19 protein-coding genes are annotated in these 25,942 nt (G+C 63.8%); 13 read left to right on the top strand and 6 right to left on the bottom strand.

The window, feature by feature from the left end:
• The 6 genes from ACS8YF_RS15980 (at position 1) to ACS8YF_RS15955 (ending at position 8,567) form a co-directional block, all read left to right on the top strand.
• A complete protein-coding gene (locus tag ACS8YF_RS15980) occupies positions 1-3,225 on the top strand; it encodes an efflux RND transporter permease subunit (RefSeq protein ID WP_440851145.1) in 3,225 nt (1,074 codons plus the stop codon).
• Positions 3,218-4,753, top strand: coding sequence for an efflux transporter outer membrane subunit (locus ACS8YF_RS15975; RefSeq protein WP_440851144.1), 1,536 nt, complete (start codon positions 3,218-3,220; stop codon positions 4,751-4,753). The genes ACS8YF_RS15980 and ACS8YF_RS15975 overlap by 8 nt, the downstream gene beginning before the upstream one ends.
• 116 nt (positions 4,754-4,869) lie before the next feature.
• Positions 4,870-5,988: an MlaE family ABC transporter permease gene (locus ACS8YF_RS15970; RefSeq protein WP_440851143.1), complete on the top strand. Its 1,119-nt coding sequence runs from the start codon at positions 4,870-4,872 to the stop codon at positions 5,986-5,988.
• Positions 5,989-6,034: 46 nt separating this feature from the next.
• Positions 6,035-6,835 carry an ABC transporter ATP-binding protein gene (locus ACS8YF_RS15965; RefSeq protein ID WP_440851142.1) on the top strand — a complete coding sequence of 267 codons (801 nt, stop codon included), beginning with the start codon at positions 6,035-6,037 and terminating at the stop codon, positions 6,833-6,835.
• A gap of 36 nt (positions 6,836-6,871) precedes the next feature.
• Positions 6,872-7,849, top strand: a complete 978-nt coding sequence (locus ACS8YF_RS15960; protein WP_440851141.1) for an MlaD family protein — start codon at positions 6,872-6,874, stop codon at positions 7,847-7,849.
• Positions 7,850-8,009: 160 nt separating this feature from the next.
• A complete protein-coding gene (locus tag ACS8YF_RS15955; RefSeq protein WP_440851140.1) occupies positions 8,010-8,567 on the top strand; it encodes a PqiC family protein in 558 nt (185 codons plus the stop codon).
• Between the two features lie 25 nt (positions 8,568-8,592).
• Here ACS8YF_RS15955 and ACS8YF_RS15950 read toward each other — a convergent pair whose 3' ends face one another.
• The 3 genes from ACS8YF_RS15950 to ACS8YF_RS15940 all read right to left on the bottom strand — a co-directional run bounded on the left by ACS8YF_RS15950 (position 8,593) and on the right by ACS8YF_RS15940 (position 13,986).
• Positions 8,593-9,399, bottom strand: coding sequence for an OmpW/AlkL family protein (locus tag ACS8YF_RS15950; protein ID WP_440851139.1), 807 nt, complete (start codon positions 9,397-9,399; stop codon positions 8,593-8,595).
• A gap of 1,085 nt (positions 9,400-10,484) precedes the next feature.
• Positions 10,485-12,959, bottom strand: coding sequence for an acyl-CoA dehydrogenase (locus ACS8YF_RS15945; protein WP_440851138.1), 2,475 nt, complete (start codon positions 12,957-12,959; stop codon positions 10,485-10,487).
• Between the two features lie 79 nt (positions 12,960-13,038).
• Positions 13,039-13,986, bottom strand: coding sequence for an alpha/beta fold hydrolase (locus ACS8YF_RS15940; protein WP_440851137.1), 948 nt, complete (start codon positions 13,984-13,986; stop codon positions 13,039-13,041).
• Between the two features lie 403 nt (positions 13,987-14,389).
• Here ACS8YF_RS15940 and minC point away from each other — a divergent pair, with 403 nt between their 5' ends.
• From minC to ACS8YF_RS15920, 4 genes are all read left to right on the top strand, one after another.
• Positions 14,390-15,145: a septum site-determining protein MinC gene (minC, locus tag ACS8YF_RS15935; RefSeq protein ID WP_440851136.1), complete on the top strand. Its 756-nt coding sequence runs from the start codon at positions 14,390-14,392 to the stop codon at positions 15,143-15,145.
• A gap of 3 nt (positions 15,146-15,148) precedes the next feature.
• Positions 15,149-15,955, top strand: a complete 807-nt coding sequence (minD, locus tag ACS8YF_RS15930; RefSeq protein WP_440851135.1) for a septum site-determining protein MinD — start codon at positions 15,149-15,151, stop codon at positions 15,953-15,955.
• A 3-nt stretch (positions 15,956-15,958) separates the two neighbouring features.
• Positions 15,959-16,222, top strand: a complete 264-nt coding sequence (minE, locus tag ACS8YF_RS15925) for a cell division topological specificity factor MinE (RefSeq protein ID WP_109992283.1) — start codon at positions 15,959-15,961, stop codon at positions 16,220-16,222.
• Between the two features lie 62 nt (positions 16,223-16,284).
• Positions 16,285-17,922 carry a GMC family oxidoreductase gene (locus tag ACS8YF_RS15920; protein ID WP_440851134.1) on the top strand — a complete coding sequence of 546 codons (1,638 nt, stop codon included), beginning with the start codon at positions 16,285-16,287 and terminating at the stop codon, positions 17,920-17,922.
• Here ACS8YF_RS15920 and ACS8YF_RS15915 read toward each other — a convergent pair whose 3' ends face one another.
• Positions 17,923-18,810: a LysR family transcriptional regulator gene (locus ACS8YF_RS15915; protein ID WP_440851133.1), complete on the bottom strand. Its 888-nt coding sequence runs from the start codon at positions 18,808-18,810 to the stop codon at positions 17,923-17,925.
• Positions 18,811-18,914: 104 nt separating this feature from the next.
• On the opposite strand from ACS8YF_RS15915, the gene ACS8YF_RS15910 reads away from it, so the two are divergent.
• Complete coding sequence (locus tag ACS8YF_RS15910; RefSeq protein ID WP_440851132.1) at positions 18,915-19,844, top strand: AEC family transporter; 930 nt, start codon at positions 18,915-18,917, stop codon at positions 19,842-19,844.
• Positions 19,845-20,274: 430 nt separating this feature from the next.
• Here ACS8YF_RS15910 and fadD read toward each other — a convergent pair whose 3' ends face one another.
• The gene (gene fadD, locus ACS8YF_RS15905) at positions 20,275-21,936 is read right to left on the bottom strand and encodes a long-chain-fatty-acid--CoA ligase FadD (RefSeq protein WP_440851131.1); all 1,662 of its coding nucleotides are present in this window, start codon (positions 21,934-21,936) and stop codon (positions 20,275-20,277) included.
• Positions 21,937-22,288: 352 nt separating this feature from the next.
• Positions 22,289-23,683 (bottom strand): YihY/virulence factor BrkB family protein, encoded by a 1,395-nt coding sequence (locus ACS8YF_RS15900; protein ID WP_440851130.1) that lies wholly within the window; start codon positions 23,681-23,683, stop codon positions 22,289-22,291.
• A gap of 80 nt (positions 23,684-23,763) precedes the next feature.
• On the opposite strand from ACS8YF_RS15900, the gene ACS8YF_RS15895 reads away from it, so the two are divergent.
• The gene (locus ACS8YF_RS15895; RefSeq protein WP_440851129.1) at positions 23,764-25,479 is read left to right on the top strand and encodes a PHA/PHB synthase family protein; all 1,716 of its coding nucleotides are present in this window, start codon (positions 23,764-23,766) and stop codon (positions 25,477-25,479) included.
• 40 nt (positions 25,480-25,519) lie between these two features.
• Positions 25,520-25,942: alpha/beta fold hydrolase (locus tag ACS8YF_RS15890; protein ID WP_440851128.1), on the top strand; the 423-nt coding region annotated here is incomplete at its 3' end.

Genomic DNA, 25,942 nt, shown 5'->3' with positions numbered 1-25,942 from the left:
ATGATTTCCCGCTTCTTCATCGATCGGCCGATATTTGCCACCGTCATATCCATCATCATTGCGCTCGCGGGCATCATCAGTGTCCGGGTATTGCCGATCTCGCAGTATCCGGCGGTGGTGCCGCCGCAAGTGTCGGTGCAGGCGAGTTATCCCGGCGCCAGCGCCGAAACGATTGCCAATACGGTGGCGGCGCCGCTGGAACAGGCGATTAACGGCACGCCCAACATGATCTACCTGTCGTCGACCTCTTCGGACTCGGGGCAGGCGAATATCACCGTCACGTTTGCGATCGGCAGCGACCCGGATCAGGACACGATTAACGTCAATAATCGGGTCCAGACCGCGACATCGCAGCTGCCGTCAACGGTCACCGCGACCGGGCTCAAGGTACGCAAGAAGTCGAGCAGCATTCTGCAGGTCGTGCTGCTGTACTCGCCGCATCAGACGTTTGATCCGACCTATATCGCCAACTACGGGCTGGTGAATGTCATCAGCGCCCTCAAACGTGTGGACGGCGTCGGGCAGGTGCAGCTGTTTTCGCAGCAGAATTACTCAATGCGCATCTGGCTCAATCCCGCCAAGATGGCGCGCTACAACCTCACCACAACCGATATCAAGAACGCGATCCGCGATCAGAACTCGCAGTTCGCAGCGGGCAAGTTTGGCGCCCGACCTTACGGCGGCGCGAATATCGCGTTCACATTCAAGGCGTCGGCGCAGGGTCGATTCAAGACCGTCAAGCAGTTCAAGAACATCATTCTGCGTGCGCAGTCCGGGGGCAAGGTGCTGCGCCTGAAGGATGTGGCGCGCGTGCAACTGGGCGCAGAGAGTTATGCCACCGGCCATAGCTTGAACAACAAGCCGGCCGTGCCGATGGCGATCTATCTCGAGCCCGGCGCGAACGCGCTGGCCACCGCGCAGCGCGTTCGCGCCCGGATGGCCCAGCTCGGGTCGAATATGCCTGAAGGGCTAACCTACAAGATTCCGTTCAACACCACGAAGTTCGTTCAGGCGTCGATCCACGAAGTCTTTTTCACCCTGCTGATCTCGATGATGCTGGTGATGGCGGTGATCTTCGTCTTCCTGCAGAACGTGCGGGCGACGCTCATCCCCATGGCAGCCGTGCCGGTGGCCTTGCTGGGCACGGTCGGCGGGATTTATATCCTGGGATTCTCGATCAATCTGTTGACGTTGTTCGGCATGATTCTGGCCATCGGCATGGTGGTCGATGATGCGATCGTGGTGATCGAGAACTGCGAACGACACATGAGCGAGGAGGGGCTGCCTGCGCGGGATGCCGCAATTCAGGCCATGAAGGAGGTCACCGGGCCGGTGATTGCGGTGGTCTTGGCGTTGGACGCTGTTTTCGTGCCCGTGGGTTTTCTCGGCGGCCTTGCCGGACGTATGTATACGCAGTTCGCGATCACGATCGCGATCGCGATTACGATTTCCGGCTTTGTTGCGCTGACGCTGACTCCGGCGCTGTGCGCGACGTTCCTGAAACCACGCCAGAGCAAGCCGCTATTACCGTTTCGCTTGTTCAATCGGGGCTTTGCGGCACTGACCGACGCGTATCTCTGGGGCGTCAATTTTCTGATCCGCTATGCGCTTGTCGGTGTGTTGTTGTTCTGTGGCGTGATGGGTGCGACCTGGGTGGTTTCGCAACAGGTGCCGTCCGGGCTGATACCGCAAGAGGATCAAGGCTATATTTTCGCGTTGTATACCTTGCCGCCGGCATCGTCTCTGCAGCGGACAATGAAGGTGGGTCACGAGCTGACGACCAAGGAACTCAAGAACATGCCGGGCGTTGCCAACGTCATCGACGTGCCGGGATTTGACTTCCTGGCGGGCGCAACGCGAACGTTCGCGGGTGTCGAGTTTCTGACGCTCAAGGATTGGGGGGATCGCAAGGCCTCCTCGTTCCAGGATGTCAAGAAGGTGTTTGGTATCGGTGCCGGGGTAACGTCGGCCAATGTGCTGGCCTTCAATCCGCCACCGATTCTCGGGCTGTCGACCACGGGCGGCTTTACCGGTTATCTGCAGAACGTCGCCGGGGGCAGCTACAAGGACATCAAGAAAGAGGCCGATAAACTGGTCGCAGCTGCCAACAAGAATCCCGCCCTCAACGGCGTGGCCACGACGTTGACAACCGATGTGCCGCGTTATGACGTCAAACTGGACCGCGCGAAAGCCAAGGCCCTTGGCGTGCCGATCAGCAATGTTTTTGATACGTTACAGGCCACCTTCGGGCAGTTGTTTGTCAACTATTTCAGTAAACTCGGCCGTAACTTCCAGGTCAATCTTCAGTCTGACGCCCAGTACCGCATGAAGCCTGGAGATCTGGCCGGCGTGTACGTGCAGTCGACCACCACGCAAAAGATGATTCCGATCAGCTCGCTGGTCAGTTTTCACCGTACGACCTCGGCGGATATCGTGGAGCGTTATAACGTCTTCCCCGCCGCCAAGATTCGTGGCAACCCGGCCCCGGGCTATAGTTCGGGCCAGGCGGATGCGGCGATGAAGCAGGTGGCCGACAAGGTGCTGGGCCAGAATTATCGATTCCAGTTTACGGGCACGGCTTACCAGGCGCAGAAAGTCGGCAGTTCGTCGCTCATGGCCCTGGGCTTCGGTGTGGTCATGGTCTTTTTGATTCTGGCGGCACTGTATGAGCAGTGGACGCTCCCGCTCGCGGTGCTCACGGCGGTTCCGTTCGCCGCGCTGGGCGCTTTTGTCGCGGTATGGCTTAAGGGCATCAACAATAATATTTATTTCACGGTCGGCATGTTGGTGCTGATTGGGTTGGCCGCGAAAAACGCGATTCTCATTGTCGAGTTCGCGGTTATCGAGCATAACGCCGGACGAACGCCGGCCGATGCGGCGCGTGCAGCGGCCCGACTTCGCTTCCGGCCGATCATCATGACGTCTTTGACCTTCATTCTGGCGAGTGTGCCGTTGATTACCGCCAGCGGCGCGTCCTCCAACAGCCGGATCGCGCTGGGGACCTGTGTCATCGGGGGCATGCTATCGGCCACGGCGTTTGCCATTCTGTTCGTGCCGCTGGCCTACGACTTGTTACAGCGCGGCAGCGAGCGTTTTTCGCGAAAGTCAGGACAGTCGACCTCCGCGACACGAAAGCCCGCGGATCAGGAAAAGCAGTTGACCGAGGATGACGGTTCTCATCAGTTGACGGATCAGTCGGACGACGGAGATAACAATCATGCGTAGTGCACTCGGCCTGATTGTCGTCATATTGTTGGCCGGGTGTACGGTCGGCCCCGACTACCACCGGCCGAACCTCGACCTGCCGAAGTCGGCCCTCGACTCGACGCTGCTGTCCAAGCAACAGCAGCAGTCGCTGGCTTATTGGTGGACCCGGTACAAGAACCCGACACTCAACAAGCTGATCGACCAGGCGCTGGACTCGAATCTCAACATCGCACTCCAGGCTCAGAAAGTACGCCAGGCGCGCGCGGCGCTCGGCTATCAGAATGCGCAGCTCTATCCGTCGATTTCCGGCCAGGCACAGGGCATGCGCGAGCGCGTTGGCAATGGTGCGGCCAGCAGCAGCGGGGCCGGGTCCACGAGCAGCTCATCGGGCGGCGGCTCGCATGGTTTCAACTACTTTTCCGTGGCCGGTAGCCTGAGCTACGAGCTCGACCTGTGGGGCGCGTTGCGCCGTTCCGACCAACAGGCGCGGGCGCAGCTGCTGTCCTCGGCCTATACCCAGGATTCGATTCGTCTGCAGACGGTCGCGGACGTGGTGACGAACTACATGTCGCTGCGCTCTTATCAGCGCCAGATCCGGGTGACGAAGCAAACCATCAAAACCCGGAAGCGAGCACTGTCGCTCGATAACAAACGCTACCAGTACGGTGCGATCGACAAGCTGACGCTGCTGCAGACCCGGTCGTCGCTGCAATCGGCCCGCGCTCAATTGCCGCCGCTTGAGCAGCAGGAGGCGAAGCTGCGGACCTCGCTGGCGATTCTGACCGGCAAGACGCCACGCCAGATCATGGCCGCGACCAAGCTGCCCAAAGGCGATTTCTCGGATATAACCCTGCCCAAGGGGTTGCCGGCCGTGTTGCCTTCCACGCTGGTCAACCGGCGGCCCGACGTGCGCGCGGCCGAAGCCAGCCTGATTGCCGCCAACGCCAATGTCGGCGTGGCCAAGGCCCGGTTCTTCCCGACCTTCAATCTGTCGGCCATGATCGGAACCCAGGCGTTCAAGGTGGACAACTTGTTCGAGCCGTTTACCAAGGTCGAGCAGGCCGGGGGATCCATCACTGCGCCGATTCTCGATTTCGGCCGCATCAACGCCCAGTACCGTAGCGCCAAGGCACAGAAGGCGGAAGCGGAAATCCAGTATCGCCAGACCGTGCGCCAGGCGTTCCAGGACGTGCGCAATGCGCTGGACGAAGTCAAGTACACGCGCGAGCGTCTCAAGCAGGTTCGGCAGGAAGTCGATTCGTATCGCCAGACACTCACGCTGGCGAAGCTGCGGTACCACGCTGGGGCGACCAACTATTTCAATGTGCTCGATGCGCAGCGCAATCTGTTGTCGAGCCAGCTCAATCTGGCCCAGGCGATCGCGAGCCGGTTCACGGCCACGGCCGATCTGTACAAGGCGCTGGGTGGCGGCTGGACCGACGGCAGCGATTCGCTGACACCCGCGATGCAGAAGGTTGCCAATCACTATGCGCCGGTCAAGGGCGGCAAGGATGGCGCACATGCGGCGGCGAGCCAAAATCCCTGAAGCGATGGCAAGCCGAATACCGGGATGCGACCCTCCTGTGTCCCGAATACCGGCCTCGACGGGGTAGAATGCCGCATGCTCTGGTTTAGACGACCGCGCGTTCGGGCGAGCCGTACATGAGTGGCCCGACCGCGCTGTACAGGCTCGACAGCGGATCCGGTGAATCCGTGCTCCGGCTCGCGGGCGACTGGGGCCAGGCGGTGCGTCTGCCTTCTGCGGCATCGGTGTATCGCGACATTGGCCATCCCGGTGCGGTGGTGATCGATGGCAGCGAACTTGAAAGTGGCCACCCGCGGGTAGCGGCTTTCGTGCATGCCTTGAAGCAGGAGCTTGGCCATGCTGGTGTGAGCGTAACCGAGCGCGCGCTGCCGCGGGATGTCGCGGCGCTCATGGCGTTGGCCAGCGAGCCGCCGGCGAGAACGGAGCGCGTTCTCGCCAAGCCGCATCTGGTGGCGCGACTCGGATTGCGCTTTGAGCGGCGGGTCCGGGTGGCCCGCGACGCCGCGGCGTTGGTAGGCCAGGCGCTGGTGCGTACGCCGGCGCTGGTAACCGGACGTGCACAGACACGCTGGCGCGATTTCATCGAGTTGGTGCGCGAAACCGGGGCCGCATCGCTGCCGGTCGTGACCGTGGTCAATCTTTTGATCGGCGCCGTACTCGGCTTCATCGGCGCGGTGCAACTGGCAACCTTCGGCGCCGGCATGTATCTGGCCGACCTGGTTGGCATCGCGTCGGCGCGCGAGATGGCGGCCATCATGACCGCGTTCATCATGGCCGGGCGGATCGGTGCGACCTTCGCCGCGCATCTGGCCACCATGGAATCGAACGAGGAAGTCGATGCGTTGCGCATGATCGGCGTCTCGCCGTTCGAGTTTCTGGCGCTGCCGCGATTGGCGGCGCTGACGTTGATGATGCCGTTGCTTTATCTGTACGGCACGGCGCTGTCGATCGCCGGCGGCATGGTGGTGGCGCATATCGTGCTCGGCACACCGCCGATGGCATTCATCGAGCGCTTGCAGGATGCCGTGGCGGCTCGGCAATTCGTCATCGGGCTGATCAAGTCGGTCGCTTTCGGTGTACTGATCGCCCTGACCAGTTGCTACATCGGGCTGCACGCCGGGCGCAATGCCGCCGAAGTGGGGCGGGCCGCGACCCGTACGGTGGTGGTCTGTATCATCGGCGTTATTTCCATCGATGCGGTGGCTGCGCTGTGCACGAACGCGCTGGGAATCTGATGGTGTTCGGCGGGGCTCGCCCGGGCATCACGACAAGGCGTCGCCGATGGCCGAGTTGAATCCGAATGCCGCGATCCCCGAACGCGGCCTGACTGTACGCAACCTGCGGCTGGCCTTCGGCGACACGGTGGTTCAGCGCGACATCTGTTTTCACGTCGCGCCGGCGAATATCTTCGTCATCATGGGCGTATCCGGCTGCGGCAAGAGTACGCTGCTGCGCCATATCATCGACCTGCAACGTTCCGAGGCCGGTGATATCTGTTTCGATGGACAGCGCTTGATCGGCGACGACCCGGACGAGCGGGCCGCGTTGCAGCAACGCATCGGCGTGCTGTTCCAGTCGACCGCGTTGTGGAGCTCGATGACGGTTGGTGAGAATGTGGCGTTGCCGATGCAGCTGCACACGCGCCTGCGTCCGCCCGAGATCCGCGATCAGGTCGCGTTCAAGCTCGCGCTGGTGGGGCTTGCCGGACAGGAGTCGCGTATGCCGAGCGAACTGTCCGGCGGCATGCAGAAGCGCGCCGGGCTCGCGCGCGCGATTGCGCTCGATCCGGATTACCTGTTCCTGGACGAGCCGAGCGCCGGGCTCGATCCGATTACCTCGCAGCGCCTGGACGCCCTGATCATGCGTCTGCGCGATGCACTGGGGCTGTCGGTGATCGCGGTCAGCCATGAGCTGCCGAGCATTTTCACCATCGCCGACGACAGTATCTATCTGGACAATCAATCGAAGACCGCGATCGCCCACGGCAACCCGCGTGACCTGGCCGAACAGGCCAGCGACGCGCGTGTGCGCGCCTTCCTCAAGCGCGAGCCGATCGAGGAGCCGACGCGGGGCCCCGTATAGTCGGGCCGGGAGAGAACCGACCAGTGAGCACAAGCCATGGCGAGTAACCGCAGCTACACCATCATCGGCGCCTTCCTGCTCGGGGCGATCGCCCTGACGGCCGTCGGGATCCTGACGTTTGGCAACACGGGGCTGTTCAAGCAGCAACGCCAGGCGGTGATTTTCTTCAATCAATCCGTACTCGGCCTGACCAACGGCTCGCGCGTGCTGTTTCGTGGCGTGCAGGTCGGCACCGTGCGCCATGTGCAGCTGCGCCTGAATCCGAAAGGCGGGGCCCGGATCGCGGTGACGATCGAGATGTCGGGCAATGACGTGGTTACGCAGAACGGTAAGCAGTTACCCAGTCATCTGACCATTCACCAACTGGTGCAACGCGGTTTGCGGGCGCAACTGGTGGTTTACAGCTACGTGACATCACAACTGGCGGTGAACCTGGACTTCCATCCGAACAGCAAACCGCATTTCGTCGTGCCGCAGGGCCGGCTCGAACTGCCGGAAATTCCGGCCGTGCCGTCCGAGATATCCCAGCTCAAGGATACGGTTGCCAAGATTCCGTGGCAGAAGACATTGAATCGAGTGAACCAGACCATGAGCACGATGGTCCAGCTCGCCCAGGATCTGGACAAGACCGTGAACGAGGTCGGGCCGAATCTGAACAAGACCACGCAGAGCACGCAGCAGACGCTGAAGACGGTCCAGAAGGCGGTGGCCGCCAACAACAAGCAGCTGCAGGCCACGCTGGCCAGCGTGAAAAAGCTGAGCGACACCGCCAACAACGAGATTTCCAAGCACGATCAACAGATCGACAAGCTACTCACGAGCGCCCGGAAAACCAGCGAAAACCTGAGCAAGCTGTCGAACAACCTCGAGCAGTTGACCAGCCCGGAATCCGGCACGGGCCAGGATGTGCAGAGCACGGTGCGCGATCTCTCCGCGGCCGCCGCGTCGCTGCGACGGTTCTCGGAAAAGATCGAACGCGATCCGCATACGCTGCTCTATGGCGGTTCGCGGTAGGCGTGGCGTATGCCCCTCGTTACCGTACGGCCGGCCGGCGATGTTGGTATCGTGGTCGGAGGCGTCGGCACGTCATCATACGAGCCGGTGACCGGATCGATTGGCTCATGCGGCGCGAACCGGCGGCCTGGACGGCGGCCAATCCATTGAAGAGGCAATTGTGAAAGTTGGTTCTGTTTCCCGAACGCTCCTGACGGCCGTGGTCACGGCCACCGTATTGCTCGCCGGCTGCAGTTCGCTGCCGCCGCTAAAGCACGTGATGCTGACGCCGCCCCAGACCCAGCGCCTGGCCGCACGGCCCAGCGACTGGAAAGTCCAGCGCGTGCAGATGCCGGAATATCTGGACAACTACGATATCCAGCTGCGTACCAACGATTACGTGCTGACGCGCCTGCCCGATGCCAAATGGGCCGAGCGCCTGCCGGTGGCCGTGACCCGGCTGCTGCAGCAGACCATCGACGAAAAACTACAGACCAAGCGCGCCAAGCATTACCAGGTGCACGTGAATATCGACACCTTCGAGCCGCAGCCCTCGGGTCAGGTGGTACTGTCGGCCGACTGGCGCGTGACCGATGCCAACGGCCAGACGGTGGTTCGCCACGACAGCCTGATCAAGGAGCCGTTGCCGAAGACAGGCCGCAATGCCGACACCATCGGGCGCGCCATGTCGACCGCCGTACGGGAGTTGGCAATGCAGATCGTCGCGCGCGCGGGCTGAGTCGCGCGCGCGACTCGGCTCGCGGTTAGAATCGCCAGCCGATGCCTATCGTATACAAAGCGGCTTTCCAGTGATTAGTGGAACTGATGGTGGTCGCGGGGAGACCGGCGGCTGGGTTGGCCGGAATCGACAGTTTCGATTTCACGTCGGCGAGGCCGATATAGCGGAAGTCGAGATTGAGATACAGCCGGCTCCAGAGATTGATATCCGCGCCCACGTCGCCGATAAAGGCCACGGGCTCGCTCAACGACAGATTGGCACCGAGCGCCTTGTAGGTTGGATTGGTGACTTGGGTATCGTAGGTATTCAACCAAGTGGCGCCGACACCGATGTAGGGTCGGATGCGGGTGCTGACCCACGGCCGGTAGACGGCCGTAAAGTTCGGCGGAAAGGCGCGGAAAGTTCCGATTTTCTGGTAGCCGTTACTGCCTTGTTGCTTGGCTTCGAAGTTGAAGTCGAGCGGCGGCGTCAACTGAAACTGCAAAGCCAGGTGATGGTCCGTACGCGGGAGATACAGACCGTAGGTGATTTCGGCGGTGGTAGTGCTGCTTTGGCTCGAACCCGAGCCGGGCAAGGTTTTGCTTAAGCCGAATGCCGGAACGTTTTGGGTCAGTGCAGTACTGTTGCCGAGGTACTGCACATGCAGCCCGCCCACCGAGACGAAGCTGTTGTGAGCAATATAATGCATGGCCGACCCGATCGGGCCGTTGCTTGCCGTGTCGGTATCTGCCGTTGCTGCTGTCGCCTGGCTGGCGACGACTGCTCCGGCAACTAAAGTGCTCGAAAAAAGTGCGCACTTTAAAATTTTGCCGAAATTTGCCTTATTATTCATGGTTCCCCTCCCTTTCTGGGGTAATGAGTGATGGCCAGCCCCAAGACTTTTCGCGCACTCACTTATCGCTGATTTATTCAATAAGTTAATAAAAAATATGAGATATTTTAATTCAATTTGACCTCGTTCTATAAGTATAAAAAAGTCATTCGCACTATGCTTGTAGACTTTCGGATTAATTGTGGATAATATAAATTATCTTGCCGTAACCTGGGTTGAACATGGTGCGATGACTCACGTTGGGTAGGTGTGCTTGCTAACCGAGCGCCGTCAGCGTCCGGGTCTTGGCGTGACACCCCGTCGGTGGGGATTGCGGATTGTTGGATCGCAGCTGCGCCTGGGCTAGGCTGGGTTGATCGGGCCGGTGGAAATCGATCCCGTGCAGGTGTGGGTCGGCCGGCAGAGCTGCTGCTCGAACTCGACTCCAGTCCGGCTCTTGGCGCGTAAGGTCATGCGGCTCGCTGTACGGGCAGATAACAACCACGTCGCATCTCTGTATGCTGAATGGGGTGACATTGCCCCTGCAGCTGATGGCGGCGATCACGGTGGCCGGCGGGTCAGCGGTCCCATCAGACAGCCTTTCAAGCAGGCTGTTTCTCTCGAGCCCATCGATTGTGAATCGCCGTCGTGCGTTTGTATGTGTAGCCACCGGCGCCCCGCTAAGTCGCTTCTTCTGCACGATCTTCTCCCTTGACGCGGTCGGTGTCCGCCGGAATGCGACACGCTAAATTTTTAGAATCATGCGTGTCCGAGCGTAGCGAACCGAAACGGATCGCGCTACAGCTGCAGCTATCCGTGCCGGCGGCGGCCGGGTGACGGCGTGCAAGGTCGCTGCGGCATGACCTATAAAGTGCTTTTGTCGCAGTCGTTTGCCCGTTCGTCCCGATCATTTGCAACGTACGAAAAAGCTCGCGGGGCGACGATTTATACCTTGGTATTATCCCGGGTTTCGCGGACTGGAAGGCGGTGGCATTGCGCGCATTCCCGATTTTTCGGTAACCTAGGTTTCCGATTCTGCCTTTGCTGCCGACCTGTTGGAATCCGGCCGGCATGAACGGCGCCGACCGGCCGACATACGGTGCGATTCAGGCGGCGTCGGCGCGATCGTGTGGCGTTTTCCTGACCTGTGAGCGCATTTCCTCGGGATCGAAATCGTCGACGCGGATCACGGCCATCTGCAGATCGAAGGCCGCGCGCAATCGCTGGGCCTCGTCGGCATTCAATACATCGGCCTGCTCGGCCTGATCGATCTGGTCACGCGGATGATCGGCATCGATGGTGCCGGCCTTGCGGGCCTTGACCACAGCCTTGTGCCATTCGGCGGTATCGAGCGTGGCCTGCATGGCGCGCTCGTACAGGGAGAGCGCCGTGTCGGTCCGGATTTGCGAGATATAGCAGCCGGGTGTGAGCCGGTCGCGCGCGGCGCCGGGGGTCTGCAAAAGACGGGCGATACGGCGCCCGAGTCCGTCGCTCGGCAGGCGGGCCGTGCGCCCGAGCGGAAAGATGAGGATACCGGCAAGCCAGGCGGCGGGGCGGTTCGGCAGGTGTCGGAGCACGCCGGCCAGCGCAGTTTCGATATCGGCGAAGGCCTGCTCGCAAACCCAGGCCACCAGTGGCCGATCCTCGGCATGTTCGCCGTCTTCGACAAAACGCTTGAGCGTGGCGCTGGCGATGTACAGGTTCGACAGCACATCGCCGAGCCGTCCCGAGAGCGATTCGCGGAATTTCAGCGTGCCGCCGAGCGTACCCATGGCCACATCCGAGATGAGCGCCAGATTCGCGCAATAACGGTTCATCGCGCGGTAATAGGGCGCCAGTTCGGTGGCGCGCCCGGCCGCCGAGCCGATACCGCCGGTGAACCCCATCACCAGCGAACGCGCGGCCGCGGCCAGGTCGTGGCCGATATGGCGATAGAGCAGATCATCGAACGCTTCGAGCGCGGCCTCCTGATCGCGGTTGTTGGCGGCCGCGATTTCGTCCAGCACGTAAGGATGACAACGAATCGCGCCCTGGCCGTAGATCATCATCGACCGGGTGAGGATGTTGGCCCCCTCGACCGTGATGTTCACCGGCGCGGCCTGGAAACTGCGCGCGACCGGATTGGACGGGCCCAGCATGACGGCCTTGCCGGCATGCACGTCCATCGCGTCCTTGGCGACTTCCTGCGCCAGGGTGGTGACGTGATACTTGGCGATGGCCGAGGCCACCGACGGTTTCTCGCCGAGATCGACCGCGTTGGCGGTGAAGCGACGCACCGATTCACAGGCATAGGTCTTGCCGCCGATGCGCGCCAGCGCTTCCTGCACGCCTTCGAATTCGCCGATGGAGATATTGAACTGGCGGCGCGTGACGGCATAGGCGCCGGTCAGACGCGCGTTGGCGATCGCATCGCCGGTCGAACCCGACGGCAACGAAATCGCACGGCCCGCCGACAGGCATTCCATCAGCATGCGCCAGCCTTCGCCGATCATCTCGCGCCCGCCGATGATGGTGTCGAGCGGGACGAACACATCAGTGCCCCAGGTCGGTCCGTTCTGGAACGGCGCACTGGCCGGAAAGTGCCGGCGCCCGGTATGGCAGCCCGGCGTGTCGGTTGGAATCAGCGCACAGGTCACGCCCAATTCCGTTTCGCCGCCCAACAGGCCGTCCGGGTCGTACACCTTGAAGGCGAGCCCGAGCACGGTGGCCACCGGGGCGAGCGTGATATAGCGCTTGTCCCAGGTCAGTTTCATGCCGAGCACCTCTTCGCCGTTCCACTGACCCCGGCAGATGACGCCGCGATCGGGGATCGCGCCGGCATCGGAGCCGGCGAACGGGCTGGTCAGGCCGAAGCAGGGGATTTCCTCGCCGGCCGCCAGGCGCGGCAGATAGTAGTCGCGCTGTGCATCGGTGCCGTAGTGCATGAGCAGTTCGGCCGGGCCGAGCGAGTTGGGCACCGCCACCACCGGCCCGACCGTGCCGCCGGCGGGGCCGGAACCGACCTTGGCCAGGACGCAGGAGTGCGCATAGGCAGAGAATTCGAGACCGCCATAGCGCTTGGGGATGATCATGCCCCAGAACTTGTTGTCCTTGATGTATTGCCAGGCCTCGGGCGGCAGGTCGGCGTCCTCGTGGGTGATTTTCCACTCATCGCACATGTCCAGCAGGGTCTGGACCGGCCCGTCCAGGAACGCCTGTTCCTCTTCCGACAGGCGCGCGGGCGGGATTTCCTCAAGCCGGCGCCAGTTCGGCATGCCGGAAAACAGTTCGCCCTCCCACCACACCGTGCCGGCGTCGAGTGCCGTGCGTTCGGTCGCTGACAAGGTCGGCAACACGCGTCGGAAAAGCTGCAGCGCGGGCCGGGTCAGGTACGGCTTGCGGATGGCACTGATGTGCAACGCTCCGAACACGACGATGAATAATGCCCACAATACAATTGCCGCCAGCGCGCCGGTGCTGGTGAGCGTGCAGGCGGCCAGCAGTATGCCGAGGGCGGCGGTCGCGGTGGCCCGGCCCGCGCCGGTGTAGGCGAGGGCGAGGAGGGCGGCGAGAAAGATGATGAGCCAGAGCAACGCGATCATGCCAGAGTCCCTGCGCCGGCGGCCGGCGCCCGAAAAGCGTTATTTTCGAGCATAGGCACGGCGCCGACGGTGGTGCAACTCAGGCTCGGGCATCGATTCGCCGCAGGAATGCATGCAGCCGTTCGGCAACGGCCGGGGCATCCTGCACGTGCAGCATATGGCCGCAGTGGGCGAGCGTGCGGTGTTCGATATCGGCAAAACAGGCCCGTCGGGCGGCACGTGTTTCGGCGTCGACGAACATCGTGGCCTGAGAGCGCCCGCCGTCGAGACAGAGCACCGGGCATTGCACATCGCGCCACAGCGCGCAGGCTTCGGCGGCGCGAAAACCATAGGGCATGCGGCGGTGGTGCGCGGGATCGATACCCAGGCACTGACGTCCGTCCCCGGTTGGCCGCAGCCAGGCGCTGGCAAGATAGTACAGCGCCGCGTCATCGAGCTCGGGGTAGCGGCGCGCGAGCCGGGCCGCGAAGTCCGCCACGCTGGCGTAGACACGCGGGTCTTGCGATGCGCAACCGGTGACGGTGTCCAGCCAGTCGCGATAGCGCGCCGGGCTGTTGTTCGGATCGCTGTCGGGGACGTTGAGACTGTCCAGCGCGACCAGGCCGGCCACACGCTCGGGCCGGGCGCCGGCATACAGGCTGGCGACCTGGCCGCCCATACTGTGGCCGATCAGCACCACGGGCCCGGTCACGCCGAGGGTATCCAGCAGCGTCTCGAGATCGGCCAGGTAATGCGGGAACCAGTAGGCGCCGGGCGTGGCCTCGCTCTCGCCGTGGCCACGCCAGTCGGGCGCGATGATGTCGCGATCGAGCGCATGCTCTGCTTCGAGTGCGGCCAGCAACGGTGCGAAGCCGGCCGAGTTGTCCATCAGCCCGTGCAGCAGCACCAGCGCCGGACCGCGTTGGGGCCCGATGCGCCGGTAGGCCTGGCGCCTGCCGGCCATGGTCTGTTGTGCCAGTGCCGCGAGAAATTCGCCGTGGGCGGCGAGTGTGGGCGGCTCGGAATCGGGCCTGTCGGTGGGGCGCATCGGTCGTCAGCCGCGCGGCATCGGCGGCTGGCGCCGCCTTGCGCCCTGGCGGGCAGGATTTGGCGCGCCGCCGCGCAGGCGGCGCGGTTCCCTGTCCAACAGTCGGGTGTCGTGCATGGGCAAAACCATCAGGCCCGGAATTTCGCCCATCCTCCCACGAATGCGAAGCGCTGTAGCGAAAGGCAGCAGTGCCTGGTGAGTGCCCGGGCCTGTCAATCGCTCCGTACGTGGCCGAACCGATGGTGCCGGACCCCCGGCATCGACCGCCGGGTCGGGCGCTACCGGACAGGGCGGTTCAGGAACGGGAAAGACGCGCTATGTCTACGTGATCGCGGCAAAAAATGCAGGATGTATGGGTCGATCAGCGTGCTAGACTCGTCGTTTTACCCAACACCACTCGGGCATGTCGCAAACCAAGACCACCGCGGGTTCCAGCGTTGTCTTCAAGGGACGGATGATGACGCTCTCCGTCCTCGAGATCCGGGAGGCCGACTGCGATCGCATCGCCGCTCTGGTGGACGAGCAGCTGGCCCGGGCGCCGGGGTTTTTTACGCGCCTGCCGGTGCTGCTGTCGTTGCCCGAGGCGGTGCCGGACCTCGGGCGCGTGGCCGAGATCATGACCACGGCGGACCTGGTGCTGGTCGGTGTTCTCGATCCGTCGCCGGCCGCGGCCGAAGCGGCCCGCGAGGCCGGGCTGGGCGTGATCACATCGCCGGCGCGCTCGGCCAGCGCGCCCGAGCGTCAGAGCAAGGCGTCCGAGGTGCCGGCGGCGCCGCGTCAATCCGGAACCAACGCGGCCGCGGCGCCCGAACCCGAAGCGGCGCCGCGCACCCCGACGCGCCTGATCACCAAGCCGATCCGCTCGGGCCAGCAGATCTACGCCCGCGGCGGCGACCTGGTGATCGCGACCTCGGTGTCGGAGGGCGCGGAAGTGTTGGCCGACGGCCATATTCATGTCTATGGCGCGCTGCGCGGGCGGGCGCTGGCCGGCGCGTCGGGCGACACCGAGGCGCGCATCTACTGCAAGCGCTTCGAACCGGATCTGGTCGCGATCGCCGGCTGCTACAAGGTCGCCGACGCGATGGACGAGGGGGTGCGGTCCAAACCGGTCCAGGTCCGGTTGGACAACGACAATTTGCTGATCGAACTTCAGGAGTAATCAGTGGCCAAGATCATCGTAGTCACGTCGGGCAAGGGCGGGGTCGGCAAGACCACGACCTCGGCCTCGTTCGCCGCCGGCCTTGCCATGCGGGGGCACAAGACGGTCGTGATCGATTTCGACGTCGGCCTGCGCAACCTCGACCTCATCATGGGATGCGAGCGCCGCGTGGTGTTCGATTTCGTCAACGTCATCAATGGCGAAGCCAACCTCAAGCAGGCATTGATCCGCGACAAGCGGATCGACAACCTGTGCATCCTGGCGGCGTCCCAGACCCGCGACAAGGACGCGCTCAACGAGGAAGGCGTCGAGCGCACGCTGAACAAGCTGTCCGAGGATTTCGATTACATCGTCTGCGATTCGCCGGCCGGCATCGAGAAGGGCGCGCTGATGGCGATGTACTTCGCCGACGAAGCGCTGGTGGTGACCAATCCGGAAGTGTCCTCGGTGCGCGATTCCGACCGCGTGCTTGGCATGTTGTCGTCCAAGACCAAGCGCTCGATAGACGGCCGCGAGCCGGTGCGCGAACATCTGGTGGTGACGCGTTATGCGCCGGACCGGGTCGGCAAGGGCGAAATGCTCTCGCTGGACGATGTCGGCGATATCCTGGCCATACCGTTGCTGGGCGTGGTGCCGGAATCCGAGACCGTGCTCAATGCCTCCAACTCGGGTATGCCGGTGGTGCTGGAGGACAACGCCGACGCCGGCGGTGCGTACATGGACATGGTGGCGCGTTTCCTCGGTGAGGATCGGCCGCTGCGTTTCACCCAGGCCAAGAAAGGCTTCTTCGACCGACTGATGGGGAGATAAACCATGGGTTGGCTAGACGTTTTCCGTTCTAACGAGAAGAAGGGCTCGGCCAAGATGGCCAAGGAGCGCCTGCAAGTCGTGGTCGCCCATCGGCGGACCGGGCGCGGGGATCAGCCGGCCTATTTCCCGCAGCTGCAGCAGGATCTGCTGGCCGTGCTGCGCAAGTACGTCGAGGTGGGCGAGGACGCGGTCCAGATGGAGATCGAGCGCGAGGGCGACCTCGAAGTGCTCGAGCTCAACATCACGCTGCCCGAAGCTAAACATTGATCGATGGCACGATTGCAGATACACATGATAGGCCAACAATGATCTGAACCCGGGGAGCTGCCATGACCGATCGAGAACAAGTCTTCGACTATGTGATCGTCGGTGGCGGCTCCGCGGGCTGCGTGCTCGCCAATCGGCTCTCGGCCGACGAGCGCATATCCGTTGCCGTGCTGGAGGCCGGCCCGCGCGACTGGAACCCGCTCATCCATATTCCGATCGGCATCATCGGCCTGATGTGGTCGAAGATGTTCAACTGGGCCTACTACACCGCGCCGCAGACGCGGCTGGCCAACCGGCGGCTGTTCTGGCCGCGCGGCAAGACGCTGGGCGGTTCGAGCGCGGTCAATGCCATGTGCTATACGCGTGGCAACGCCGCCGACTACGATCGCTGGGCCGCGGACGGCAACGAGGGCTGGGGTTATCGCGACATGCTGGCCTACTTCCGCAAGTCGGAGGGCTTCGAGGGCGGCGCGAACGAATACCACGGCGATGCCGGCGGTTACCGCGTCAGCCGCGGCCGGCACAACAATCCCCTCAACGAGAAATTCATCGCCGCCGCCCGGGCCTGCGGCTATCCGCGCAATGACGACTTCGGCGGCGCCACGGATGTCGGCGTGGGGCTGTACAACGTGGCCCAGGACAACGGCCGCCGCTGCTCCAACGCCGATGCCTTCCTGCATCCGGTCGCGCATCGCAAGAATCTGACCGTGATCACCCGGGCACGGGCCACGCGTGTGACCTTCGAAGGCCGGCGCGCCACCGGCGTGGTCTATCGCCGGGGGTGGTTCGGCGGGCCGCGCACGCTCGGGGCGCGGCGGGAGGTGCTGCTGTGCGGCGGTGCGATCAACTCGCCGCAACTGCTACTGCTGTCGGGCGTGGGCCCGCGCGACCAGATCGAACCGCACGGCATCCAATTGCACCACGAACTGCCGGGTGTCGGGCGCAATCTTCAGGATCATCTGGACATCAGCGTGATCGACCGCGAGAAGACCACGCTCAGCCTGCGTCTTGACGCAAAGTTCGTCTTCCTCGAGGCGCCGGTGGCGCTGTGGGACTATCTGCGTCATGGGCGTGGCTGGCTGACCAGCAACGTGGCCGAGTCCGGCGGTTTCATCAGCAGCAGCGACGATCCGACGCTGGGCGATCTGCAACTGCATTTCATCCCGACCATCGAGCAGGATCACGGTCATCGGATGCGGAATACGATTCGCTATCATGGCTACACGCTGCGCATCTGCGACCTGCGGCCCGGGTCGCGCGGTCATATCGGGCTGGCCAGCGCCGACCCCGGGGCCGATCCCTATATCGATCCGAATTATCTCGACGATCCGCACGATCTGGCGCAGCTGGTCAAAGCCGTGAAGATCGGGCGGCGCATCATGCGCAGCCCGCCGTTGGCCGGGCACCGGGATACCGAGCTCGAACCCGGCGAGCAGATCCAGGACGAGGCGGCCATCGAAGACTATATCCGGCGCCGCGCCGAGACCATCTACCACCCGGTCGGCACCTGCAAGATGGGCACGGGCGAGGACGCCGTGGTCGATGCGCGCCTGCGCGTGCACGGGCTGGACGCCCTGCGCGTGGTCGATGCCTCGATCATGCCGACCATCGTCGGCGGCAATACCAATGCCCCGACCACGGCGATAGCGGAAAAAGCGGCCGATATGATCATCGCCGACCGCGACGCATCGCCCGGCTGATCAGACCGGCCGGGCGGCCAGCGTCGCCGCGCTTGCGATGAATGCCGCCAGGCCCGGATTGTCGTCATCGTGCCGCCAGTACAGCCCCTGCTCGATCGACGGCGAGTGCTCGATCGCGGCGAACACCACATCGTCCAGACGCAGGCGTGCGAGCGAAGCGGGCACCAGCGCAACGCCGAGCCCCTCCGCGACCAGGCTGACGATGGTCTGCTGCAGGTGCGTCTCCAGACGGATGCGCGGGGCGAAACCATGCGCTGAACAGCACGCCAGCACGGCTTCGTGCAGGCTGGGCGCGGTCGTGCGGGGCAGCGTCACGAAGGGTTCGCCGGCCAGCCGACGCACGTCGACCGTGGCCCCGCCGGCCAACGCGTGGTCGGCCGGGAGCACGGCGCATAACGGTTCGTGGACCAGCGGCTTGTAATCGAGGGGGGCGGGGCGGCCCATCGGCATGCCGAGCCCCACATCGATGCGCTGTTCCAGCAGGGCCTGCTCGGTGTCACGGGGGAGCATCTCTTCCAGGCTGAGCGTAATGCGCGGATGGGCATCGCTGAAACGCCGAACCAGGCGCGGCAACAGACTGAAGGCGGCATACATGGCAAAGCCGAGTCTCAGGGTACCCGTGGCCCCGGCCGCCGTGGCGCGTGCGGACTCGCCCGCGCGTTCGGCATCGGCGAGCAGGCGCACGGCATGCCGGTAGTAATCGGCCCCGGCCGGGGTGAGTTCGACATGGCGCGAATGGCGTGTGAAAAGCGGTACCGACAGCTTCGCCTCCAGGGCCGCGATCTGCCGGGACAGCGGTGGCTGTGTAATATGCAGGCGTTCGGCGGCCCGACCGAAATGCAATGTCTCGGCAAGCACGACGAAGTAACGCAGTTGACGGAAATCCACGATCGATACCAGATTGGCATGGATTCAAAGGGTAAATGATATTAGACGGTATCGATCGGTCGCCGTAGTCTTGCTGGCCTGATTCCCGTGGACGAGATGCGCTCGTGTCGTCGGTCACTCACGTGCTTCTGCCGATCTTTGGCCTGATTCTGGCGGGCTATGTCTGTCGGCGCACATCACGTCTGGGTGCCACGGCCGCCGCCGAGCTCAACAAGTTCGTGGTCTGGCTCTGTCTGCCGGCGCTGCTGTTCCAGGCGACCGCCACTGCCGACTGGGCCGAGATCTGGCATCCGCGTTTTGTCGCGGTCTGTACGCTCGCCACGCTGGGCATGTTCGTGGCGACGCTGGCCTGGCGCTGGCGTTCGCCGCGACATCTCGTGGATGCCAGTATCGATGGCCTGAGTGCGGCCTATGCCAACACCGGCTATATCGGCATTCCCTTGTGCGTGCTGATACTTGGCAAGCACGGACTGGTGCCCGCGCTGATCGCCACACTTATTGTGGTCTGTGTGTTATTCGCAATCGCGGTGGTATGCGTCGAGGTCGGCCTGCAGGCGGAGAAGACGCTGCATCATGCGATCGCCAAGGTTGTGCTCGCCCTGGCCAGGAATCCGCTGGTGGTCGCGCCCGTGATCGGCGGCCTCTGGGCCGTCAGCGGCCTGGCACTGCCACAGCCGGCCGACAAGTTCCTGCATCTGCTGGGCGCCGCAACCACGCCGTGCGCGCTGGTCTCACTCGGAGCCTTTCTGGCGGCCCGGCCGGCCGGCAGCGGGCGGGGTGCATTCACCCTAAGCGCCCTCAAGCTGATCGTGCATCCGGTGATCACCTGGGTTCTGGCGGTGTGGGTCTTTCATCTGCCGCCGCTGTGGGCGAATGCGGCGCTGTTGCTGGCGGCGTTGCCGACCGGGACCGGCCCGTACATGCTGGCCGAGTTCTATCAACGGGAGGCGTCGGTGGTTTCCGGCACCATTCTCTATTCGACGCTGGGCTCGCTGGCCACGCTCTCGGCCTGCCTGTACCTCATCCGGTCGTAAGCGCGATGGCGCCGGCTGATCCGGTGGCTTCGTTCTTTAAGACGTTCATCCACAGCTTTCCTGGATGACACAGATGGCGGTTGTGTCGTTGTGCTCTGACGAATACCCGGGGCGAGGAAACGCTCGTGCTTTGTTCATGGCCGCTGAAGGCGGATGATGCTGTAAAAATCCCGTGCTACTCAGCCGGCCATGGGCGCCTCGATTCCGCTATATCGGGAAAGCTCAACCGCATCTGTGTCGATCTGCGTGTATCTGCGGATGGTTTCAAAGAACGCTGCGACGATTCGAAAAGCCATTGGCGCCACGTTCTCGCTACGTCATGAAAGGTCTGCCGCCAATCTGTGTCATCTGTGGATCGATTCAAGGGCTGACGACTCCATAGGTCGAGTTGCCCGAAAAGCCGGAATCGAAGCGCGTGTCCGGTCAGGGTTTATGAGTCCCGGAGCTCCTTGCGCAGGATCTTGCCGACGTTGGATTTCGGTAGTTCGTCGAGGAACACGACCTGCTTGGGCACCTTGTAGCCGGTCAACTCCTGGCGGCAGAACTCGATGAGTTCGTCCTCGGTGAGGCTGTCGTCGCGCTTGACCACGAACACCTTGACCACTTCGCCGGATTTTTCGTCCTCGACGCCCACGCAGGCGGCTTCCAACACTTTTGGATGCGAGGCGACGACATCCTCGATCTCGTTGGGATAGACGTTGAAGCCGGACACGAGAATCATGTCCTTCTTGCGATCGACGATGTAGAGGAATCCCTTGTCGTCGAACTGGGCGATGTCACCCGTACGCAGGTAGCCGTCGGCAAAGAAGGTCTTGTCGTTCTCCTCGGGCTTGTTCCAGTAGCCCGCCATCACCTGGGGCCCGTAGACGCAGAGTTCGCCGGGCTGGCCGGGCTCGACTTCGTCGCCGTTTTCATTCCGGATGGAGATGTCGGTCGAGGGGATCGGCAGCCCGATCGAGCCGTTGTAGCTTTCCAGGTTCAGCGGGTTGATCGATACCGCAGGCGAGGCTTCGGTCAGGCCGTAGGCCTCGATCAGCGCCACGCCCGTGATTTTCTGCCATTTCTCGGCCACTGCCTTCTGGACCGCCGCGCCGCCGCCGAGCGTGATCTTCAGAGCCGAAAAATCGAGCTTGGCGAAGTCGGCGTTGTTCACCAGCGCGTTGAACAGGGTATTCACGCCGGTGAATGCGGTCGGCCTGTGCTTGTCGAATTCCTTGACCAGCGCCGGAATATCGCGCGGGTTGGTGATCAGCACGTTCTTGCCGCCCTGCTGAAGAAAGACCAGGCAGTTGGCCGTCAACGCAAACACATGATAGAGCGGCAGCGGCGTGATGATGAGCTCGCGGCCCTTTTCGGTCCAGGGGTCGAGCCAGGCCTGGGCCTGCTCGATATTGGCCACCATGTTGCGATGCGTCAGGATCGCGCCCTTGGCCAGCCCGGTGGTCCCGCCGGTGTATTGCAGAAAGGCGATGTCGTTGGGCTCGACCGCGACCGGCTTCATCGATTGCTTGGCGCCGCCCGACAACGCCGTGTTGAGCGTGATCGCGCCCGGCAGCTGGAACGCCGGCACCATGCGCTTGACGTGCTTGACGACGAAATTGACCAGCGTGCGCTTGATCGTCGGCAGGCAGTCCCCGACCTGGGTGGTGATGACCGTTTCCAGTGGCACCTTGTCGACCACTTTCTCGAGTGTGGCCGCGAAATTCTCCACGATCACGATGGCCCGGACGCCGGCGTCTGACAGCTGGTGTTCGAGCTCGCGCGCCGTGTACAGCGGGTTGACGTTGACCGCGACCATGCCGGCCCGAAGAATGCCGAACAGCACGATCGGGTACTGCAGCAGGTTCGGCATCATGATGGCGACGCGGTCGCCCTTGGCGAACCCGAGATCGTGCTGCAGATAGGCCGCGAAATGCCGGGATTGAGCCTCGATCTCGCGATAGCTCATCTCGACGTCCATGTTCGAGAAGGCAGGCGCGTCGCCGAATTCGCGACAACTGTCCTCGATGACATCGACGAGCGTGCGGTTAACGTCGAGCTGAATTTCGGCGGGCACCCCGTCCGGGTATTGCTCTAGCCAGGTCTTGTCCACGGTCTCTCCTCTAGGGCCTGTTGCCATTTCGTCCGCGTCCGCGCCAAGTGCTGTTCTGCGGCAAGACGGCGCCACGACTGCGGCGTAGTAAGTCTACGCGAGCGAGCTGTAACGCTGGGTTGTGGTCGTGTTGTCAAACATGGGGCGCTTGTGCCTTCGGCTTGGGCCGCCCATGAAATCAATCAGGGCGTCGATACCGCGTTGCGCGTCTTGTGTCGGCCGATTTGCGGTCTCCAAACGCGGCACGTGCACGAAACGGCAACAGGCCCTGAACAAATCGTTGTCGTGGACGCGTACCGGCGAAAATTGATGTTGTCATGTCTGGCCTCGCGCCGTCGCATGCTGGCGTGGCTCAGGCGGTGTCCGCCAGTGTGCCATCTGCGCTTTCGCTTTCGCTTTCGCTTTCGCTTTCGCGTTCGGCGTGGAGCTGCAATGCCATGTCGCGCAGCGAACGATCGCGGTAGACGGATTGTCCGGCCTGTTCGATCTTTCCGAGGAGCGTGTCGATGGCCCGGGCTGCGTTGGCGTCGCGCGGCTGGGCGCGTGCCGAGGGATCGCCCGCCCGCACGATCTCCAGCACCCGAGCCAACCGGACCTCGGCGATATCACGGCGCGGCAGCAGTGTCGTGCCGAGCTCGCCCGCTTCGATGAAAAGCCCGCCGGTGACGAGCTGGTCGGCGATGTCCTGGATATGATCGGGCGCGGTGCGCAGCGTACGGGCCAGCGCCGATGTCGTCCAAGGCATGCCGCCCCGCATGAAGCGATCGGCCACGAGGGTCGTGATCAGCAAGGCCAGGCGCTCGCGCTCGGCCGCCCCCAGCCGGGGCGGATAGTCGCCCCGGGTAAGCCGTTCGTTGTGCTGGAGCAGGAACGCCACCCGGCAGCCCAGCAGCAGGATCATCCAGGATACATAGAGCCAGATCAGCAACAGGATCAGGATCGCGAAGCTCGAATAGATCGCATTGACATTGCCGGCGTTGCGGGCGAACAAAGCGAAGCCGAGGCTGGCGGTCTGCCAGAGTACGCCGGCGAAGATGCCGCCGCCGAGGGCCGGCAGCAGCCGGACCCGGGTATTCGGTATGAACTTGAACAATACCGTGAAGCCGATGCCGTAGAGCACGTAGGGCAGAATGCGCCCGGCCAGGTACAACGCCGCGCCGAACGGCTCGATCGATGTCAGCCAGCCGACGGTGCTGTTCGAACTCACGGTGGCGGTCATGCTGGCTGCGGCGAGAATCACCAGTGGCCCCGCGACCAGTACACTGATGTATTCGGTCACCCGGCGGCCGATCGAGCGGGGCTTGCGCACGTGCCAGATATAGTTGCAGCCGGCCTCGACCTTCTGGATCAGCGAAACGACCGAATAGATCAGCGTGACCATGCCGATCGCGCCCAGTACGCCGACCTGGACGTTCTGCACGAAGTCCACGATCTTGTCGATGATCTGGCCGCTGCCGGCGCCGAGTGGCGACAGGAAGCGCTGCAGCACCGGCCGCAGGGCATTATCGACACCAAAGGCCTTGAGCAGGGAGAACGCCAGCGCCAGTAGCGGGACCAGCGACACCAGCGTGGTATAGACCAGCCCCATGGCGCGCATGGTGATCTCGCCGTTGCGGAAATCCTCGATCAGCGTCAGCAGGATACGTACGGCGACGAGCGCCCAGCGGCGCGGCCCATGCAGACGCTCGAGCTCGGGCTGCCAGACGATGGCGTCGAACCGGCGGCCCAAGGCTCCCACCCATCCCATGTGCGACTCGCTTGAAAAACGCGTGGGCCCATTGTAACCATCAATCGTCGTCGACAGACGTCGCTACAACAGGAGGCGCCGTGAACCACCCATCCGCGGTATCGGATCCGGTCGAGCGCGTGGACCGCCGGCCCAGCGTCGGCGAAGGGCCGGGCGCTTTGGCAACGGCGGACGCCCGGTGGCCGGATATCGGCGCTGCGGCGGCCGAACTGCTGCGCGTGCTGGCTTGTCACCCGGCCGCGGCCCTGCGTATCGAAGCCCGGTTTGGCGTGCGATTGACCCTGGCCCTGCTGGGGCGCGGCGGCCCGGGCCCCACGGCGGATGACCCGCGCTTTGCTCATCCGGCCTGGCGGGCCAGCCCCGTATTCGGCCGCGTGGCCCGTCTTTATCTGGTGCTGGCACAGACATTGCGCGAGTTGGTGGGCGTGGCCGGGTTGCCGGAAGTCCGCCGCCGCCAGCTGTCGTTCGCGGTCGAGCACCTGATCGCCGCCCTGTCGCCGGCCAATCTGTGTCTGACCCATCCGGGCTTTTACGACAACCTGCTTGCCACGCGCGGCCGCTCGGCGCTGACCGGGCTGTATCAGTTGCTGCGCGATCTGCGCGACAACCGCGGGCTGCCGCGCCAGGTCGATCGGGAGGCCTTTACCCTGGGCGCCGACATCGCAGCCACGCCGGGCGCCGTGATCTATCGTGACGAGATCTGCGAGTTGATCCAGTACACGCCGCATACGGGACAGGTCGATGCATCGGCGATCCTGCTGATCGGGCCGCAGATCAACAAATACTACGTGCTGGACCTGAGCCCGGAGAACAGTCTGGTGCGCCACGCGCTGGTCAGCGGGCAGCAGGTTTTCGTGGTCTCGTGGCGCAACCCGACGGCGGCACAGCGCCGCTGGGGCTTGGCCGATTACGTCGAGGCCACGACGCAGGCCGTCGAAATCGTCTGGCGCGTAACCGGCCGGTATCCGGTCAAGCTGGCCGGGGCCTGTGCCGGCGGGCTGACGGCCGCGGCCGCGGCGGCACGCTTGGCGGCCGCGGGAGACGGCGAGCGGATCGCCTGCCTGTCGCTGTTCGTGACCCTGCTCGAATCGCCGCACAGTCTGGCCGATGTGCCCGCGGGCCAAGACGAGACCCTTGCGCGCGCGTTGTCGCGTGTGACCGGCGACGGCGTCGTCGAGGGCGCGGCCCTGGCGCGTGCCTTTGCCTGGCAACGGCCGGATGCATTGGTATGGCGCTTCGTCACGCATAACTACGTGCTCGGCGAGACACCGCCAGCGTCCGACATCCTGTACTGGAACAGCGACACCACGCGTCTGCCCGCGCGTCTGCACGCCGATCTGCTCGGCATCTATCGCGACGATCAGCTGCGCACCACCGACGGACTGCGGCTCGGCAAACAGCGGATCGATTTTTCGGCTATCGAGCAGGATGTGTTCGTGGTGGCCGGCGCCGCCGACCATATCGCCCCGTGGCAGGCCTGCTACCGCTCGATGCAGATGTTCCGCGGCCGCCGCCGGTTCGTGCTCGGCGCCGGTGGCCATGCCCAGGCCATCGTATCTCCGCCGGCCTCGAAAACAGCGCATGCGGCCCGGGGCTTCTGGGTCAACGACAATCACGAACTCGCGCCGGCCGAGTGGCGCCGCGGTGCGCGTGCCGCCGGGACGTCCTGGTGGCCCGACTGGATCGACTGGTGTCGTGCGCACGGCGGTCCGACGGTGCCCGCTCCGGAGGTTTTCGGCAATGACGACTTCGAGCCCATCGAGAGCGCGCCCGGCCGTTATGTGCGCCAACGCTGACACGTGTCGTATCGACACTTTTCATATTGGCGGCGACGCGATGGTCGTCGCCCGTACGGCCGGCCGCGGGCCGCCGCTTCTGATCTGCAACGATTTTCTTGCCGATTATCGCGTTGTGCAGTCATTCTGCGATGCGCTGTCGCGCGCCACCATTCGTTTCGACGGGCCGGGTATCGGCGGCACGCCGGGCACGCCGCGAATGGCGCGCATGGCCGGTCTGGCGGCTCGGGCGGCCCGCTTGTGCGATGTGCTGGAACACGATGTCGTCGACGTGCTCGGCATAGGCTGGGGTGGCCTGCTGGCGCAGCGCCTGGCGCGGGATCATGGCGCGCGGGTCCGGCGCCTGGTGCTGGTGGCGACTTCGATTGGTCCGCTCATGTTGCCCGGCCGCGCGGCCAGCCTGTGGCGTCTGGCCTGGCCCGGCGGCCCGGGGCGGGCCGTGGCCGATGGGCGCGACGTGCGT

This window comes from Salinisphaera sp. SWV1, assembly GCF_052044155.1.
GTDB lineage: Bacteria > Pseudomonadota > Gammaproteobacteria > Nevskiales > Salinisphaeraceae > Salinisphaera.
Note: the sequence above shows the minus strand (reverse complement) of the source record. Positions and strands in the feature narration are given on the sequence as shown.